Below are 18041 nucleotides of genomic sequence, written 5' to 3'. Positions count from 1 at the left end.
TCTCATGAGGGAGTAGCAGGCTCAAGTGAGCGGCAAGTCAACACACTGATCGAGGGATCTGGCTTGTTCTGAAATTGCGAGACTCATGTACGGCAGATAGCGTCTTGACGCATTGCCTGCATGGAGCCTGTATGTATGCATCAGCCCTGCGGCATCTGCCGCAGGTATTTTTTATGCGGAGAGGTGAAACACGATGAATCCGGTTTTATTTATTTTTAACAGTATCATGTTGGGCATCGGATTGGCAATGGATGCATTCTGTGTGTCGATGACCAATGGTCTGCATGAGCCCAAGATGTCAAAAGGACGCATGATGGCCATTGCCGGAACCTATGCAGGCTTTCAGTTTCTGATGCCGATGATCGGCTGGATCTGTGTGCTGACGATCGCTGAATATTTTGATCTGTTCCGGCAGATGATCCCGTGGATTGCACTGATCTTGTTGTGTTATATCGGGGGATCGATGTTGGTGGAAAGTTTCAAAAAAACGGAAGAAACCGAAGAACAATCAAAGCTGGGCGTGCGGGAGCTGATCATGCAGGGCATCGCAACTTCGATCGATGCGTTATCTGTAGGCTTTACGCTGGCGGAGTATTCCTTTCCGGCGGCTTTGCTTTCCTCTCTGTTGATCGGCATCGTGACATGGATCATTTCTTTGATCGGGATCCGGATCGGCAGGAAGTTTGGAACGATGCTGGCGGGACGTGCCAATCTGGTAGGCGGTCTGATCCTGATCGGCATCGGTTTGGAAATATTTATCACCGGGCTGCTTTAGGTGTAGAATGGAAGTATGAAAAGCGTACGGATCAAAGATACCACACGAGCCGAAAGGGAAGAAATTGTCCGACGGTCACTGGGCAATATAGATGGATTGTGTGACAGCTGTGCCTGCGGTATCATAAAGATGTATGATGAGTACATTGAAGGCAAAAAAGAACTGAGCGAGATCAATCGCACATTTGATGAATCGCGTTTGTCAAAATAAAACATAAAGGAGAGGCATCATGAAAAAATTGGTTGTGTATTTTTCCGCGAGCGGTATAACCCGTCAGCGGGCAGAGGAATTAGCGGCTGCTGTGCATGCAGATCTGGAGGAAATCAAACCGGCTGTATCGTACACACCGGAAGACTTGGACTGGCGGAATAAACAGAGCCGCAGTTCTTTGGAAATGACGAATGAGTCTTCACGTCCGGAGATCTTGAATCAAAAGCGGGATCTGTCGGCGTACGATACGATTTATATTGGTTTTCCCATTTGGTGGGGCGTAGCACCGCGTGTCGTGAATACGTATATGGAAATGAATGACTTAGCTGGAAAGGACATCATGATCTTCGCAACGTCCGGCGGCAGTCCGATCGGCTATGCACTGGATCATATGAAGAAAACGTATCCGGAACTGCATTTTGTCGGCGGTAAACGTCTGTCCGGTCCGGTCACGGAAGATATTTTATAAGACAAGTCCGGCGCCTGCACTGCGCCGGGCTTTTTTCAAACAGGAAGGTCTGCAGAATGAAGAAGAACGAATTGTATGAAGTGACATGTATCGATGATACCAACTTGGCGGCCGGTGTGGTCAAGGTCGAAGGCCGGGCGGTTTTTGTGCCGAAGCTGCTGCCGGGGGAGAAGGCCGAGATCCGCATTGTCAAGGTGCTGAAGAAATACGCTTTCGGGCGTATCGAACATTTGATCCAGGCAAGTCCGGATCGGATCGAGCCGCTTTGTGCCTATGCGAAAACATGCGGCGGCTGTCAGCTGCAGCACTTACGTTATCCGGCGCAGCTGGCTTGGAAACAACGTCATATTGAAGCACTGTTTCCGGAGCAGAATGTCCAGCCGATCCTGGCGGCACCGTCCTTTTCGTATTACCGGAACAAGGCACAGTTCCCGGTCCAGATCCGCAACCGGCAGGTCATCATGGGTTTTTATCGTTCGCATTCCAACGATATTGTCCCGTGTGATCAGTGTATGATCCAGTCCGAAGAAATCAATGCGATTTTTCAAGTCCTGCAGGAACGGCTGACGCCGGAGATGGCAGAAGGTCTGCGTCATATTCTGATCCGGACCACGCGGACCCATCAGGCACAGATCGTATTCATCGGGGAACACAAGAATCATTGGAAACCGCTGATCCGCACTTTGATCCGGCGTTTTCCTGCCATTCAAAGCATTGTTTTCAATCGGAATACACGCAGGGATAATGTGATCCTAGGCAGTGAGTATGAGGTCTTGTATGGCTCCGATTCCGTAATAGATCAATGCCTCGGCAATCAGGTGAAGCTGCATTTTAAATCGTTCTACCAAGTCAATCCGGAACAGATGGATGTTTTGTATCAGACAGCGATCCGGATGGCGAAGCTGGAACCAACGATGGATGTGGCGGAACTGTATGCGGGCACCGGTACCATCGGTATGGCGGTTTCCAGCCATGTGCATCATGTGACCGGTGTGGAGATTGTTCCGGAAGCAGTGGAGAATGCCCGGCAGAACTGTTCATTGAATCATATTGAGAATTGTACCTATGTTTGCGAGGATGCATCGGTATTTGCCAAGCGCATGGCCGCCAAGAAGAAACGAGTCGATGCCGTCTTTGTTGATCCGCCGCGCAAGGGCATGACCGCGCAGGGCATTCGGGATATCGTGACCTTACAGCCGGAGCAGATCGTCTATATTTCCTGCAATCCGCAGACATTGGCTCGGGATATCAAGCTTTATGAGCAGGAAGGCTATGAATGCAAAGTGATCCAGCCGGTGGATATGTTCCCGATGACGCTGCACGTGGAGACGGTAGTATTGATGTCAAGGGTCGACGGCAAATAGCCGCGAAAGCCCGCTAATACTGCGGTTTTCGGACACTCGGGCAAATTTGGCATTGGGCAGCCAAAACGCTTCTCGGTAACTTATCGAAGGGCAATCTGGGTCAAAAAGTGTTAGAGTTGAGTTGCCACGATAGATGTCACTATGTTGAGTTGCCGAGTTAGATGTTGGGTAGTTGTGGCTGTGAGATAGATGTCGGAAAAAGGCTCCCACACTGCCATCAGAGTCGGGGAGTTTTTTGAAATAATATTATATTCATACATTGACAACTGTAAATGTGTGTGATATAATATGTATATCTCTCGGAGGTGAAAATCATGGGATTCAGAGAAGACGTCAAAAAAATAAAGGCACTCACAGATGAGAACCGCCTTGCGATCATGCTTGCTCTCCAGCATGGGGAGAAGTGCGGATGTGATCTGCTGGAGGAACTGAATATCACACAGCCGACTCTTTCGCATCACATGAAGATCCTTGCGGGCAGCGGACTTGTAGATTACTACAAAGAGGGAAAATGGATGCATTACTCCATCTCCGCAGACGGGGTCAGGGAGTTCCGGGACATGATCGGTTCCTACGCAAGATGTGACTGCGAAACGGACGAGAGCGTATCCTGCGGATGCAAGAAAAAGGAATAATCAATATCTTTCATTAACATAGGCAGTCCCTTGGGATTGCCTATATAAAGGCCATAAACATAGATGCATTTCAATATATAAAACTAATGGAGGCGAAGTCATGAGCAATCAAAGCAAAGGCATAAATACATTTCAGCGTTATCTTTCTGTGTGGGTACTGCTCTGCATGGCCATTGGAGTACTGATTGGGCATTTTATCCCGGCTATTCCTGCCACACTCGGCAAATTTCAGATTTCCGGCATTTCGATTCCTATCGCTGTTCTCATCTGGGTCATGATCTACCCTATGATGATGAAAGTAGATTTTCAGAGCGTAAAACAGATTGGAAAGAATCCAAAGGGACTTCTGGTCACATGGGTGACGAACTGGCTGATCAAGCCTTTCACTATGTATGGAATTGCTTACCTGTTTTTGTTTGTCATATTCAAAACCTTCATATCACCGGGACTGGCAACAGAATACCTCGCCGGAGCTGTGCTTTTAGGAGCTGCTCCATGTACAGCGATGGTGTTTGTGTGGAGTACACTTACAAAAGGGAACCCTGCTTATACGGTTGTGCAGGTGGCCACCAATGACCTTATTATTCTGGTGGCATTTGTTCCGATTGTAAAATTCCTTTTAGGCGTTTCCAATGTGGCTGTTCCCTATAGCACCCTGTTCGTCAGCATCTTTCTGTTTGTAGTGATTCCGCTTGTGGGCGGCATCCTCACGAGGATAACAGTCACGAAGCAAAGAGGCGCGGATTACTTTGAGACCACGTTTGTCCACAAGTTCGACAATGCCACAACAATAGGTCTGCTGCTGACGCTGGTTATTATTTTCAGTTCACAGGCTGAGGTGATTCTGTCTAATCCGCTTCATATTGTGCTGATCGCGGTGCCGCTGACCATTCAGACATTTTTGATCTTCTTTATCGCTTATGGGGCAAGCAAGCTGCTGAAATTACCGCATGATATTGCGGCTCCTGCCGGGATGGTCGGTGCATCGAACTTCTTTGAACTTGCGGTGGCTGTGGCGATTGCACTCTTTGGCACGACAAGTCCCGCGGCTCTCGCCACTACAGTAGGCGTTCTGACGGAGGTTCCGGTCATGCTGATGCTTGTGCGGATAGCAAATAAAACGAAAGCGAGGTTTGCATAATGTGGACTTTTATTCAGGATCAGATCCTTGGGATGAAGTGGCTGAATGCCCTGATTGAGCAGTTGCTGCTGATGGTCGGACTTAATGTAGATAGTCGGATTGGCGGCAGTATACAGTTCTTCATTTATGACACAATGAAAATCACGGTATTGCTCTGTGTGTTGATCTTTCTGATTTCTTACATTCAGAGTTTCTTTCCTCCGGAGCGGAGCAGGAAGATCATGGGAAGATTTCATGGAATAGGAGCAAATATAATAGGCGCACTGCTTGGAACGGTTACACCGTTCTGTTCCTGTTCATCCATTCCAATCTTCATGGGCTTTACGAGCGCAGGGCTTCCGCTTGGGGTGACATTTTCATTTCTCATTTCATCGCCAATGGTGGATTTGGGGAGTCTTGTGCTTCTCACCAGTATCTTTGGCGTGAAGATTGCCGTGACCTATGTGGTGCTGGGTCTTGTCATTGCGGTTCTTGGCGGGACACTAATAGAAAACCTTCACATGGAAGATCAGATTGCTGATTTTATCCGCAATAACAACAGCAAGGTAGATATCGAGTCTCCGAATCTCACTGTCAAAGACCGGCTGATTTATTCCAGAGATCAGGTTGCATCCACCTTTAAGAAAGTGTTCCCTTATATCCTTATCGGCGTGGCTATCGGCGCGGTGATCCATAACTGGATTCCCGAAGGCTGGGTGGAAACCGTTCTCGGCGACAATAATCCGTTCGGTGTGATACTCGCCACGCTTGTCGGCATACCCATGTACGCAGACATTTTCGGCACGATTCCGATTGCCGAGGCACTTTTGGCAAAGGGAGCATTGCTCGGTACGATTCTCAGCTTTATGATGGCGGTTACCACGCTCAGCCTTCCGTCTCTTATCATGCTTAAGAAAGCGATTAAACCAAAATTGCTTGGAACGTTTATTGCCATCTGTACGGCCGGTATCATCATCGTCGGATACGGCTTCAATGCCATAGCGTACTTATTGGTGTAGAGGGGAAAAATTCAATGAACAAACCGAAAGTAGCATTTATCTGTGTTCATAACTCGTGTCGCAGCCAGATAGCCGAAGCATTAGGAAAATATCTTGCGTCTGATGTATTTGAGAGCTACTCTGCCGGAACAGAAACAAAACCTCAGATCAATCAGGATGCAGTACGCCTGATGAAGCAAATCTATGGCATTGACATGGAAAAAACGCAGCACAGCAAGGTTCTGTCAGATATCCCACCCGTAGATTTTGTTATTACGATGGGATGCAATGTTAAATGCCCATTTCTCCCTTGCAGGGAGAGATTTGATTGGGGCTTGGATGATCCAACGGGAGCAAGTGATGAAGTTTTTATCGAAACGATTCGGAAGATCCATACGAAAATTGTAGAGCTGAAAGAGTATATAGCACAGTGATTTACGGTTATAATTAAAAGAGTTTTTATAACTTTTTCGAACAGGAGGATAAGTAAAATGAATATTAAGGTTTTAGGCGGTGGCTGCAAAAGTTGTGAGGCACTTTTGAAGTCAGTAAAAGAGGCGGTAGCAAACAAGGGGATTCATGCTGAAATCGAGTACATCACCGATATGGAAAAAATCATGGGATATGGGGTGATGAGCATGCCCGCTCTTATGATTGATGACAAAATTGTTTCTGCAGGAAAAGTGCTGAAGGCAAAGGATGTAGAGAAACTATTGTAAGCAAAAAAGGATAAGGCTCCTCACTACTGATTGGGTTCAGTGGCGAGGAGCCTTTTTATGCTTCGATTTCGATTGCAATCCCTGACTTGAATTCCACGGTGAAGTGGTCGTTGAAGACGGTAATCTTCTCGATGAGTTTTTTGACCAGAGCCTCATCAAACTCTGTTATGTCGGTTTCCTGCTCGGAGATGAAGTCCTGCAGCTCCTTGATCCGGTTCATGGCTTCTTCCCGGTGGTGGCTGTCAAGCTCTGATTGTTCTTTCTGGTCACGGAGCCGGAAAATCTCATCAGCGATGGCATCGTAGTCCTGTTTATTGTTTGCCTTCTTGATGAGCTCCTTTTGCAGTTCCAAGAGCCTGCTCTGAATGCCGTCCGGTGAGAGGGTGTCAGCGTTGACCACAGCCTTGGCGATGTTCTGCTGGCTCGAGAGGACAGAATGAATGTCATATAAGTGTGTCCGTTCTCGGAAACATATCCACTGCGTTTTTGGCACTATCGGTAGACGGGAACATATCCACCAATCGTACCGTTTACGAAAAGGGCACTCTTACTAGGAGCGCCCTCAATAATAAACATTAATGTAATCAATAGTCTTTTTTCTTTACTGGAATCCAGATTTCGCTTCGATACTTTGGATTTCCAGTGTCTGGACTCTCATTCCATAAAATTTCAGGACCTTCAACCGCCTCGTATCCTGAAGATGGAAACCACTCTGAGTATATCCTACCCCACACATTTTGAAGTGTTTCCGGAAATGGTCCAATCGATTCAAATACAGCCCAGGTACTAGCATCAATTTTTAATACATCAAAATCTGCAGTTTCATTACTTGATGTTGCTACCCCGATGTAATGATCTAATTCTCCTTTCTCTTCCATTCTACCTTCTGAAAAATTAGTGGAAGCACTAATAATACCTGTAGGTTCTACATTTGAAATTGCTTTTAATTGATTAATAACATCCATGGTTAAAAGTTCAGTCATTTTTGCAATCTCTGGATTGACACCTTCAAAAATAATTGGAACTCTCTTCTTAAATCCTACTAACTTAAAAGGTCCTTTCTCAACAATACGATAGTTCATTTCGCATCCTCCTTTAATTGATAATTGAAAGGTCATTCGAGGATAAGCTTTTAATTGTGTATTCTCACTCCTTGCCTCAGAAGGGAGAATGCCATGCAGAGAATGAAAAGCACGGGAAAATGAATCAGCCGAATTATAGCCATATTTGACGGCTACATCAATTATTCTCAAATCCCTATCTTTCAAATCAAGTGCAGCCAACGTCAGTCTTCTTCTCCGAATATATTCTGATAAACTTATGCCTGCTAAAAAAGAAAACATCCGCTTGAAATGATACTCTGAACAATATGCGATTTTAGATACTTCAATATAATCAATTTCCTCTGTTAAGTGCTCTTCAATATACTCCAATGCATTATTCATACTTCTTAAAGAATCCATCAAACAACCTCCTTTCATCATCAATATTATCAGAGGATGCATTTATCCATCCGACAATCTGTGCACAGTATTGTCGATTCCCTTACATGTAATTAGTATCGTTAAACTAAATTTATCTTTGGGATGTTTACAACAGGAATCCTTTACTTTTCTTCAGTGTATCTTTCTTGCTGCAAAAATTCCTTTGCTTCGCTAAGGCATAAATCCCAATGACTCTTTCTTCAAAGTCAGCTTCATCTAGCCTTGCATTGCTATCTTCTCTTATTCGTTCCAACAGTTCACTTCCAAATCCAGAAAGGGAATCTTTAATAGAACGTGCCGTATCTTTTCCTCCTCTAAATTCTAATTAAATCTTGCTAATGTTTGTCAAGCAGATTTTTGAAGATTTCGAGAACCTTGAGAACAAAAAAGAGAGTAACCTTAATAAGACCTGCTGTTGCAGGCCGGCAGTTAACGGCTATAATGAAAGCGGACGGATTTACTTGTACAACTCCATTACACGAGCGTAGTAGATCCGCAGAAACTTATTGACGGCAGCCATTTTGGCTACGTTGTATGGTTTCCCTTCCTGTTCCTTTTTGAGCAGAAAAAGGTAAACAGGATCGTCCTGAGGTTTTGTCAGTTTGAGAGCCTGCATTACCTCAAAACAAGCTTTTCTTAGAGCCGGGTTGCCACGTTTGGAGATGTGACGATTCCGGCTCTCGAATTGTCCGGACTGATATGGCGGAGCATCATTGCCGACATAAGCATTGAGTGCTTTGCCACTGTGAAAACGGCGAATGTCACCGATTTCTCCAAGAATGATCGGTCCCAGTCGGCCCCCCACGCCGGCCATAGAACGAAGCACTTTGTACTCCGGCATGGTCTCTGCTATGATCCGCATTTGAAGATTGATCTCATCGGCAGCTTTCTGAGATGTGGATACGAGATCAACACATTGATCCTGAGTCATTGCGGATAAGGGATTTTCTCCACGGGTGGTAACACTGTTAAGGACCAACTCATAGATAGCAAGTCCCTTAGAACCGGCAAAACGATCCTTTGTCTTCTTGACGAGGACCTGATAGCTGTCCAGGAAACGTGCCTTGCCCATCTTACGGATTACATCGAAAGACTTGAAACGCTTAATGAAACGCAGAAGCACACAGTTGTCGGGATCCCTGCTTTTAAGAGGGAGAATGGTCGTAATGCCGGGCATTGTTTCATCCAGAAGGCTGAGCAGCTGAACTTTGGCAACAGTTAGGGTTGATATCCTCTGACTGTATTGCCTGGACAGAAAACGGAGATCTTCATACTTCTGGTCCTGAGGAGTGTAAGGAATCAGCGAATAGGACTTCTCAAGGGCATACTGAGCGATTCGCAGAGAATCACGTTTGTCCGTTTTCGCCTTTCTGAGTTCGGTATCGCCATACTTCTTCATCTGGTATGGATTGATCAGACAGACTGGGAGTTCCGCTTCCTGAAAGGCTTTCAGAAGTGGATAATGATAGTGGCTGGTAGGCTCCATAAGAATGGTTGGAGGTTCGGAAGTCCTCTTGATGTAATCTACTAATGCCTGCAGCTCATCAGCGACATGGTGGACATCAAAAGGTTTGGCACGGATGCTGCCATCCCCATTGAGAATGGCGACTGTACTCTTGGATTTTGATACATCAATACCAACAGCAATCATGAGAAAGACGCTCCTTTCGTAAGTGGTTTATGATTGGATCCAGCTCTTCAAGGTTCACTCATATTCTTTCGTTAAACGGGAGAAGCATTCTTTCCCAACTTGCTGAATCGAATGTAGAACGATGAAGGCGGGCTGACACATTTAACTTCGGGCGTGGTGTCCCAATCGGAAATTACGTCAGACCAATCACCTTCATCATAAAGAAAGAGCAGAGACTATGAAAGCCTCTACTCATATATTAAGAATCGGAATTTGTCAGTTACTTGTATTCACTCGGTACAGGAATATTAAATCTCTCGCACAATAGTTTTACATCATGCATATCATTTTCATCATGCTCATAGCCCAGATGAAATAACACTTGATTTTCAGCATCGATACATCTTACCGTTTTATCGCCTATTTTCCCAATGCCGCTAAAGACTTCTGGAGGATATGCTTCTCCCTCAAAAACAATGTATCCTTGTTCGTTGAATTTAAATATATGAAGATCAATTATCCTACCTTTACTATCCTTATAAACCGTATGAGATGTGGTGGTATATGCTTCGATAACTTCAGCAAAGCCATATTCTTTTAATATTTCAATAAACTTTTTACCATTACTTTCTTCCACAAATAAATCAATATCGTTGTGTACTCTTGTTTCTTCTTCTAATAGAGCATCTACTCCCCAACCACCATCTATCCAAATGTTAATATCATTTTCTTCAGCATATGTTATTATCTCAATGGCATCAGTTTTACTTACCATGTAATCCCTCCGTTCAAATTAAATCTATAAGTGATAAATCTCAAAGCTATTTCTCCTAATAATATAATGTCTATTGTTCCAATCAAAGCTAAAGATGAAGCTTGCCTTCTTTAGCTCGCAATAATTAGAGCTAAATCGAGATTCCAGCACCCCCTAGATTTAAGTTCCCTTTTGTGCCGTGGTAGAAAGGCCCCAAGTCTAGGAATTTTTCATGAATTGCTCTAACCCTGCTTTGGATGTTAACATTTCAAGATTATTAAATATTTCCTCTTCGCTCCAGTTCCACCATTGTAGCTTTAGCAAGAATTCAATCTTTTCGTCACTAAAGCGTTTTTTGATAAACTTAGCTGGATTCCCACCATATATTGTATATGGCTCAACACTTTTCACTACTGTTGAATTAGCGGCAATAATCGCACCATCACCAATTTTAATACCCGGCATAATGGTAACATTTTGACCTATCCATACATCATTGCCAATCACTGTATCTCCCTTAAAAGGAAGTTGTTCAATTGTAGGAGTCACCTTTTCCCATCCATGGCCAAAGATATTAAAGGGATAGGTTGTAATTCCATCCATTCTATGATTTGCACCATTCATAATAAACTTAACACCCTCTGCAATTGCACAGAACTTTCCTATTATAAGTTTATCCCCTAGAAATTCGTAATGGTGCTCTATATTATCATAAAATTTCTCCGGTGTTTTTTTATTATCGCTATAATAGGTATATTCCCCAATCTCCACATTGGGTCTTTTAGGTAGATTGCTTATAAAACAAACCGTCTTTATATTTTCATTTGGATAAAGTTTTTTCTTATCTGGTCCTATCATAAAATATTAGCTCCTTTAATCTTTAATTACTTCATTACCTTAATTCGTTTCTTATTTGCTCTTTCCATTTATTAATATTAACGATTGCATTTTGCTCCCGACCTAAATATATATCTTCAATTGTCATAGGCCAAAGTCTTAGTTCACGCTTTCTTGCGTTGCTTGGTAAAGGGTTTGTTATTTTGCTTAATGACTTTACTATTTCTCGATTTTTCTTAAGAATATATGGTGTATCCCAATCATTATCAAAAGCGTTAATAAAAAGATTTACTAAATTTGTATATCCTTCTTCAGTAAAATTCGAAGGATGCTGGATCATATAGCACGAAACAAGCCAAAAATGTAACTCATATAGCTTTGGATCATTATGCTCCCATACAAGAGGGAACCCGAATAGCTCATGGCATGAAAAACCATCGGTCTCTTTAGCTCCACATTCTATACATCTCCCAGATTTCATGACTGTGTTATTATCAACCACCTATAACCAACCTCCCTTATTTAAATTATTTTAATATTCATTAATGTAATGTTTGCCAAAGAAAAAAAGTCTTTTTACTTTAACAACGAAGCCGCCAGCCAGAGAAGACTATTCTGACCAGCGACTACCTTAAGTTTAATGTTTCAGATTTATTTTCTTATCACTAATTTCATAAATCACATCAGCCACATTATCAAGCAACCGTTTGTCATGGGTGATAAACACTATAGTTCCAGCATACTCCTTCATTAAAATTTCCAAAGCCTCTAAGCTTGGTATGTCAAGGAAGTTGCTTGGTTCATCCATTAGTAGGATGTTATATCTGCCCATAAGCATTTTAGCTAGCAACAATTTTATAATTTCTCCGCCGCTTAAAACAGATAAACTTTTCCCAATATCGTTTTGTTTAAACCCCATCGATGCTAGCACTGAACGAATTTCTGAAACATTGTAATCACTATCTTCCTGCATAAACTCCAATACTTTCTTATTACTGTCGTACTTGTAACCATTTTGTGCAAAGTAGCCTATTTTTGCCTTAGGTGAAATAGAAATTCCATCTTCATGGTTTAAGATCATTTTGATTAAAGTTGTTTTTCCTGTTCCATTACCACCAGTTAATGCCACTTTTGCGCCAAGCGGAATTTGAAAAGATACATTTTCAAACAATACTTTATCTCCAAATATTTTATTAATTTCCTTACCGACAATAGGATATGGATTGTGGAGCTCCAATGCTTTACTTTGCCTGAAACGAATCCTACGAATATCTTCTGGAGCTTCTACACTTCCTAAGGCCGCAATCCTATGTTCTAGGGATTTAGCGGCATTATGCATCTTTTTTTCCTTACTTCCTATTGATTTTTGATGAGCTAAACGCCCTCCGCCTTCAGTACTTTTTTTCTTTGAAGCACCTTTTGCCTTCTGTCCTATTTTACGAGCCTGTTTTCGCTTTTCCTCTGCAGCCCTTTCCAATCGGGCACGTTCCGCAACAAATTGTTCGTATTCTGCAGCTTGGCTCTTGCGTTCTTCTTCTTTCTGGCGAAGATAATCAGAATAGTTTCCCCAATACTCAGTGATTTTGCCATCTTTCAGTTCCCATATTTTATCTACTACCTCATCAAGAAAATAACGGTCATGGCTAATAACTAACAGTGCACCTGTAAAATATTTTAACTGTCCAATTAGAAAATCAATTCCTTCACGGTCTAAATGACTCGTAGGTTCATCCGCTAAAATACCATGAACCTGTGCTGATAAAGCCTGTGCTATTTTAAGCCTTGTTTCTTCACCACCGCTCATGGTCTGTATATCTAATTGTTCAACACCAAGCTTTCCTACAAGTGCAAAATCTTTTTCTTTCTGCAAAGTTACTTCGTCCAACTGAGGGATATAGGCAAGTTCACCCAGACGATTTAATTTACATCCTGGGGGAGTTAATTCTCCTAAAAGTACCTTGAGTAGAGTGCTTTTCCCTGCACCATTTGCTCCCACTAAACCAATACGGTCATAATCATATACTTCTAATTCATCTATATCTAAAACATCGCGTCCTTTGAATTCCACACGAATGTCTTTTGCTTTTAATATCAATTCCATAACATTATCCTCCTGTCTATAATCGCATGTTTTCATTTGCTTGTACGCAGGGAAAACCCTGCGATTTAAGCAGGAAGAATTACATGAAAATAAGATACATAAATATCCCTCCAATATTGTTTATTTTAAATCTAATTTTCTAACCTCAGTTATCATGGGGCAAACTATAGCAATGCCAATAATTAAAATACCTGATAGTAAAAACCAATGATTTACACCGATCCTATCAGCAAAGAACCCAGAAAGAATTAACCCAATTGGCATTGCAAGTGACATGATACTTCCGGTCAAAGAAAATACACGTCCTAAATATTCAGGCTTAATTTTCTCCTGAAAAAGAGCTGTTTGCACACCGCTATAAAACGGCACCGAAAGCCCCATTATTGCACAGCAAACTACAAATATAACAAATCCACTTGGAGGAAGTATTCCTGAAACGGCTAAACTGGCCCCCATTATAAAAAACGAACCTGTTATTAGTAGTACACGCTTTTTGAAACTTCCTAATCTCCCCAATAGTAAGCCTCCTACTAGCATTCCAGATGCAAAAGCGATTTCGGTAATAGAAATATGCACAGGTGTTCCATTAAAGTATTCCATGCTTATTAAAGGAAATAGTGCATTAATTGGCATATAAACAAAAGTATATATTGTTCCTAAGAGTAATAAGGCAAATAATCCTTTGTTTTGTCTCAGTACGACAATTCCTTCTTTCATTTCTCTTATGAAATTTGGTTTCAAGCTTTGCACTTGATCGCCCAGCTTAGGAATCCGTACAATTGCCACCGTAATAGACGCAATCACAGCACCTAATACATCGATGGCAATAATAGCATTTAATTCCCAAACAGAATATAACAATGCTGCAACCGCCGGACTAACAATATAGCTTATAGACTGCAAAGACTGACTATAGCCTGCGCATTTCGTAAGCTGCTCTTCTGGTACTAAAAGTGGCGTAACTGCATTGAGTGCTGGGGTATGAAAAGCTGTTCCAACGCTGCGGATAAACAATACTACCATAACCATCCAGACAGGTAACTCCATATACAAAGCAACAATAGCCAGCACTGCCCCAGCTGCTGCGATAATTAAATCAGCACCAATCATTATCTTCTTCCTATCATGACGATCCACTAATACACCTATGGCAGGTCCAAAGACCGCATAGGGTAAAAAACCTACTAGTGAAGCCATAGACAAGACCATCGCAGATCCTGTTTTTTCTGTAAGGTAAAAAATAATCGCCATTTGCAGGATAGCACTAGTGATTAAAGAAACTGCCTGCCCTGCCCATATTGTAATAAACTTAAGTTTCCAATTGTTGTATTTTTCCATTTATATTTTCTCCTGCATAATTATTTTGCTTGAATTTCTATTTTGAATAGCATTCTAGGCAATAAAAAATGCAGGCCTAAATCCACAATGTGGCTTTTGGTCTGCATACATACAATTTGGAAACATTCATATTAAAGACACAGTTAAATAAAGGTATAGTTAAATAACCTATATTCTGACCGCAACTAATGAATGCTCAATATCGTATAAATAAGCACAACAAAAAAGCCTATCATCGGGGATAGATTCTGCCTTTTTTATTGCCAGCTTATCTTAAACGCATTGAGGCTGTCATAGTTTCGGTTCCTCCTGAATTCTTATTTGTATCAGCGTATATTTTATCACAATAAGGTTCTATATTCAACACAAAAAATATAAAGGAAGGAAATACCGCCAAAGGCGATAGTTTCCTTAATTGCGGTTGACTCAATAATCTATATCATTTCTTCAATCTTCACACCTGACTTAAACTCCACCTCAATCCTGTCATCGCGGATCGTAACTTTTTCAATAAGCCGCCTTACCAACTGCTCATCATACTCCTCTAACTCGTGAGACTGTTCATTTAAGAAAGCAGTCATTTCAGCGATTCGTTGCCTTTTTCCTTCACGCTCGGCATTTTCTACAAGTGAATTTTGCTTCATCTCCCGAAGGCGGTATATCTCATCAGCAACATTATCGTAGTCATTTTTTGACTTTGCCTGTTTAAGAAGCTCTATCTGCAATTCTTCCAACTTGCTATCAAGCTCATCCGTATCATTATCACTTTCTTCATTAAATATAGTGTCGATATTTTTCTGTAATGTTGAAAGGAAAGGTTCTTTGTTAGCCAAAAGTTCGTTAATAGCCCTGACCACTGCTGTCTGTAATGTTTCCTCGTTTATGGTAGGGGCAGTGCATTCAGACCCTTTTTCCTCCAATCGGCTAACGCATCTCCAGACAATAGACTTATAGCCTCGGTTATTCCAATGTACCCGTCGGTAAATATCGCCGCAATGACCGCAATAAACAATACTCGATAAAGCATACTTGCTGCTATAAACTCTCTTTTTACCGCCTTTCCCGCCACGAAGATTCGCTCTCCGAACCATCTCTTCTTGAACCTGCATAAAAAGCTCACGTGGAATGATAGGCTCATGGCTGTTTTCCACATAATACTGGGGAACAATGCCGTTATTCTTGACTCGTTTTTTAGAAAGGAAATCAACCGTATATGTTTTTTGTAGAAGGGCATCACCGATGTACTTTTCATTCTGCAATATCTTTTTCAGTGTTTCTGGTCTCCATTTGGCTTTGCCTGCCGCTGTAAGAATACCGTCTGTTTCCAGCCCTCTTGCTATCTGTAAAAGGCTTGCTCCCTCAAGGGACTCTCTGTAAATCCGTTTAACAACCTCAGCACCCTTTGGTTCAATCACTAGCTGCTTATTTTCATCCTTGGTGTATCCAAGGAAACGCTTGTGGTTGACCTGTACTTCACCTTGTTGATAGCGATACTGAATACCTAGCTTAACGTTCTGGCTTAAGGATTGGCTTTCTTGTTGGGCAAGGGATGCCATAATGGTCAGCAAGATTTCCCCCTTGGAATCCATGGTGTTGATATTCTCTTTCTCGAAGAACACAGCAACGTTTTTATCCTTTAATTGACGGATGTATTTAAGGCAGTCCAACGTGTTTCTAGCGAATCGGCTGATGGATTTTGTGATAATCATATCAATATTGCCCGCCATACACTCTTCAATCATGCGGTTGAATTCATCACGCTTTTTGGTGTTGGTACCGGAGATGCCATCGTCCGCAAATATGCCTGCCAGCTCCCAGTCAGGATTTTTCTGGATGTACTCCGTGTAGTGCGTGACCTGCGCCTCGTAGCTTGTTTCCTGTTCTTCAGAATCCGTACTGACGCGGCAGTAGGCTGCAACACGGAGCTTTTTCTGTTCAGATTGCTTTACTGTGTTCCCGACCTGCCTTTTGGCCGGGATGACCATAACATTTCCCATTAGATCGCCTCGCTCTCAATGAGGCTGTACAGGTATTCTGCCTGTAGCCTCGGATCTTCATAGTGTTGCTCTGCCGCTGCCATGCGAAAGCCGGTAGGAGACGCTGCAGGCTTTGAGTTCTTTTTCCTGTTCAGCCTGCCAAGTTTCCCGGCGCGTTCCAGACGGATGGCAGCAGCTTTATCGTAGGTTTCCTGATCGATGATGGCCGGGTAAAAATCGTCTCCGAGGTAGTGTCTGTTTTCCATCAGACGCTTTGCTGTGCCGTGGTAGGTTTCAATGCCAGCAGCGGCAGCAGCCTTGGCCAGAGCCATCCCGGAGATGTAATTCTTATAGAGCTTCCGTATTTTATTGGCTTCATCCTCTTTAATCGTGGCGCGGCCGTTTTCAATGCTGTAGCCGTAGGGTGTATGTCCCATGTTTTCACATCCTTTCCCGAAGCGTCAGACCGCATTTCAATTCAAAGCACACTTCATTTCTGGAGCGCACAATGATGCGGTTCACATATTCTTTAAACAGGGCATCATCGAATTCCTGAAGTATTCCACCTTTTTCTGTAAAGTGCAGAAGCGTTGTGGCTGCAGTAACCTTTGTTACATCTCCGGAAACGGCGTTTTTCAAGGCGTTAATCTCATCCCGGCAACTGTCCGCCTGCGAAAGCAGCTCGTTCGTTTCCTTGTTAAAAAGGATCGGGTCGATGATGCCCTGTGTCATGAGCTTTGTCAGCGTCTCGCGCTTTTCTGTGTTTTGCGCCAACAGGGTCTGTATTTCCTGAATGCGCCGAAGCGAGTCATCAGACGAAGTGTTTTTCAATGCGTCCACATATGGTTTTAGGATGATCCTGTGCGCGTAGACCAGCTTGTTCATCATGGTGACGAAAGCCTGCTTCAGATCATCGTCTTTTACAAAAAGCATGTGGCATTTATCTTTATCCTTGATGTGGGTACTGCAGCACCATGCGGTGTATTTGTATCCGGTGCAGCTGTGTATCCGGCGCTTAAAGGTATCGCCGCACTCGCCGCAGATGATCTTCCCGGAGAAGGTGTAGCGATTCTGGTATTTGTCGCTCCCTTTGACGACACCTTTTTCCGTTGCCCGCTGGTGAATAAAAGCGTGAGCAGCTTCAAAGTCCTCCCGGCTGATGATTGCCTCGTGATGATCCTTGACCATGTACTGTGTCTGCTCGCCGTGATTGTTGTGCCGGACAAAGCGTGAATCCGAGTACGTTTTCTGGAAAAGGCAGTCGCCGACATACTTCTCATTGGAGAGCATCCCACGAATGGTTGTGGCTGTCCAGCGTCCGTTTCGCTTGGTAGGAATGCCGCGCCGGTTCAGGTCATCCGCGATGGCGTGGGTGCCTTTGCCGGAGAGCAGCGCTGCGAAGATTTCTTTTACCACAGCCGCCTGCTCCGGATTAATTACCATCTGCTCGCCATCCCAATCGTAGCCGTAGGGTGGGTAGCTGACTTTATAGGTGCCGCTCTCAAAGCGTTTCTGGATTGACCACTTGCTGTTTTCTGATATGGAAACAGACTCGCCTTCGGCCATGCTGGAGAGAATTGCCAGAAACAGCTCGCTCTCCATTGAGCCGGTGTTGATATTTTCCTTCTCGG

The 18041-nt window shown here is 43.2% G+C and carries 20 protein-coding genes; 9 read left to right on the top strand and 11 right to left on the bottom strand.

The window, feature by feature from the left end; translation table 11 throughout:
• Positions 1-193 precede the first annotated feature (193 nt).
• The 9 genes from HNQ47_RS01240 to HNQ47_RS01200 all read left to right on the top strand — a co-directional run bounded on the left by HNQ47_RS01240 (position 194) and on the right by HNQ47_RS01200 (position 6290).
• A complete protein-coding gene (locus HNQ47_RS01240) occupies positions 194-775 on the top strand; it encodes a manganese efflux pump MntP (RefSeq protein WP_183326717.1) in 582 nt (193 codons plus the stop codon).
• Between the two features lie 15 nt (positions 776-790).
• Entirely contained in the window at positions 791-985 is a 195-nt protein-coding gene (locus HNQ47_RS01235; protein WP_183326715.1) for a purine biosynthesis protein PurH, read from the top strand.
• A gap of 19 nt (positions 986-1004) precedes the next feature.
• Positions 1005-1454: a flavodoxin gene (locus HNQ47_RS01230; RefSeq protein WP_221247924.1), complete on the top strand. Its 450-nt coding sequence runs from the start codon at positions 1005-1007 to the stop codon at positions 1452-1454.
• Positions 1455-1510: 56 nt separating this feature from the next.
• Positions 1511-2818, top strand: coding sequence for a 23S rRNA (uracil(1939)-C(5))-methyltransferase RlmD (rlmD, locus tag HNQ47_RS01225; protein WP_183326713.1), 1308 nt, complete (start codon positions 1511-1513; stop codon positions 2816-2818).
• Positions 2819-3132: 314 nt separating this feature from the next.
• On the top strand, positions 3133-3453 hold the full coding sequence (locus HNQ47_RS01220; RefSeq protein ID WP_183326711.1) for an ArsR/SmtB family transcription factor: 321 nt from the start codon (positions 3133-3135) through the stop codon (positions 3451-3453).
• A gap of 100 nt (positions 3454-3553) precedes the next feature.
• A complete protein-coding gene (gene arsB / locus HNQ47_RS01215) occupies positions 3554-4594 on the top strand; it encodes an ACR3 family arsenite efflux transporter (RefSeq protein ID WP_118475263.1) in 1041 nt (346 codons plus the stop codon).
• Positions 4594-5592: a permease gene (locus HNQ47_RS01210; RefSeq protein WP_118475261.1), complete on the top strand. Its 999-nt coding sequence runs from the start codon at positions 4594-4596 to the stop codon at positions 5590-5592. Before arsB ends, HNQ47_RS01210 begins: the two co-directional genes overlap by 1 nt.
• Before the next feature lie 14 nt (positions 5593-5606).
• A complete protein-coding gene (locus HNQ47_RS01205; RefSeq protein ID WP_118475259.1) occupies positions 5607-6005 on the top strand; it encodes an arsenate reductase ArsC in 399 nt (132 codons plus the stop codon).
• Between the two features lie 57 nt (positions 6006-6062).
• On the top strand, positions 6063-6290 hold the full coding sequence (locus HNQ47_RS01200; RefSeq protein ID WP_118475257.1) for a thioredoxin family protein: 228 nt from the start codon (positions 6063-6065) through the stop codon (positions 6288-6290).
• A 55-nt stretch (positions 6291-6345) separates the two neighbouring features.
• On the opposite strand, the gene HNQ47_RS01195 is transcribed toward HNQ47_RS01200, so the two are convergent.
• The 11 genes from HNQ47_RS01195 to HNQ47_RS01145 form a co-directional block, all read right to left on the bottom strand.
• Positions 6346-6690: a site-specific recombinase gene (locus tag HNQ47_RS01195; RefSeq protein WP_221247923.1), complete on the bottom strand. Its 345-nt coding sequence runs from the start codon at positions 6688-6690 to the stop codon at positions 6346-6348.
• Positions 6691-6874: 184 nt separating this feature from the next.
• Positions 6875-7753 (bottom strand): AraC family transcriptional regulator, encoded by an 879-nt coding sequence (locus HNQ47_RS01190; RefSeq protein WP_024411461.1) that lies wholly within the window; start codon positions 7751-7753, stop codon positions 6875-6877.
• Between the two features lie 478 nt (positions 7754-8231).
• Entirely contained in the window at positions 8232-9425 is a 1194-nt protein-coding gene (locus HNQ47_RS01185; protein ID WP_183326708.1) for an IS110 family RNA-guided transposase, read from the bottom strand.
• A gap of 259 nt (positions 9426-9684) precedes the next feature.
• On the bottom strand, positions 9685-10179 hold the full coding sequence (locus HNQ47_RS01180; protein WP_024411462.1) for a nucleotidyltransferase domain-containing protein: 495 nt from the start codon (positions 10177-10179) through the stop codon (positions 9685-9687).
• Positions 10180-10377: 198 nt separating this feature from the next.
• On the bottom strand, positions 10378-11016 hold the full coding sequence (locus tag HNQ47_RS01175; protein ID WP_024411463.1) for a Vat family streptogramin A O-acetyltransferase: 639 nt from the start codon (positions 11014-11016) through the stop codon (positions 10378-10380).
• Between the two features lie 34 nt (positions 11017-11050).
• On the bottom strand, positions 11051-11497 hold the full coding sequence (locus HNQ47_RS01170; RefSeq protein WP_123779057.1) for a DUF5946 family protein: 447 nt from the start codon (positions 11495-11497) through the stop codon (positions 11051-11053).
• Between the two features lie 135 nt (positions 11498-11632).
• Positions 11633-13096, bottom strand: a complete 1464-nt coding sequence (gene msr(D), locus HNQ47_RS01165; RefSeq protein ID WP_183326707.1) for an ABC-F type ribosomal protection protein Msr(D) — start codon at positions 13094-13096, stop codon at positions 11633-11635.
• Between the two features lie 120 nt (positions 13097-13216).
• Positions 13217-14434: a macrolide efflux MFS transporter Mef(A) gene (mef(A), locus tag HNQ47_RS01160; protein ID WP_128123316.1), complete on the bottom strand. Its 1218-nt coding sequence runs from the start codon at positions 14432-14434 to the stop codon at positions 13217-13219.
• A 434-nt stretch (positions 14435-14868) separates the two neighbouring features.
• Positions 14869-16431 (bottom strand): recombinase family protein, encoded by a 1563-nt coding sequence (locus HNQ47_RS01155; protein ID WP_183326704.1) that lies wholly within the window; start codon positions 16429-16431, stop codon positions 14869-14871.
• Entirely contained in the window at positions 16431-16847 is a 417-nt protein-coding gene (locus HNQ47_RS01150) for an integrase (protein WP_118475253.1), read from the bottom strand. The genes HNQ47_RS01155 and HNQ47_RS01150 overlap by 1 nt, the downstream gene beginning before the upstream one ends.
• 4 nt (positions 16848-16851) lie before the next feature.
• Entirely contained in the window at positions 16852-17976 is a 1125-nt protein-coding gene (locus tag HNQ47_RS01145) for a recombinase family protein (protein ID WP_246345987.1), read from the bottom strand.
• Positions 17977-18041 lie beyond the last annotated feature (65 nt).

Source organism: Catenisphaera adipataccumulans (assembly GCF_014202755.1).
Taxonomy (GTDB): domain Bacteria; phylum Bacillota_I; class Bacilli_A; order Erysipelotrichales; family Erysipelotrichaceae; genus Catenisphaera; species Catenisphaera adipataccumulans.
This window is presented reverse-complemented; position numbering and strand designations above follow the sequence as displayed.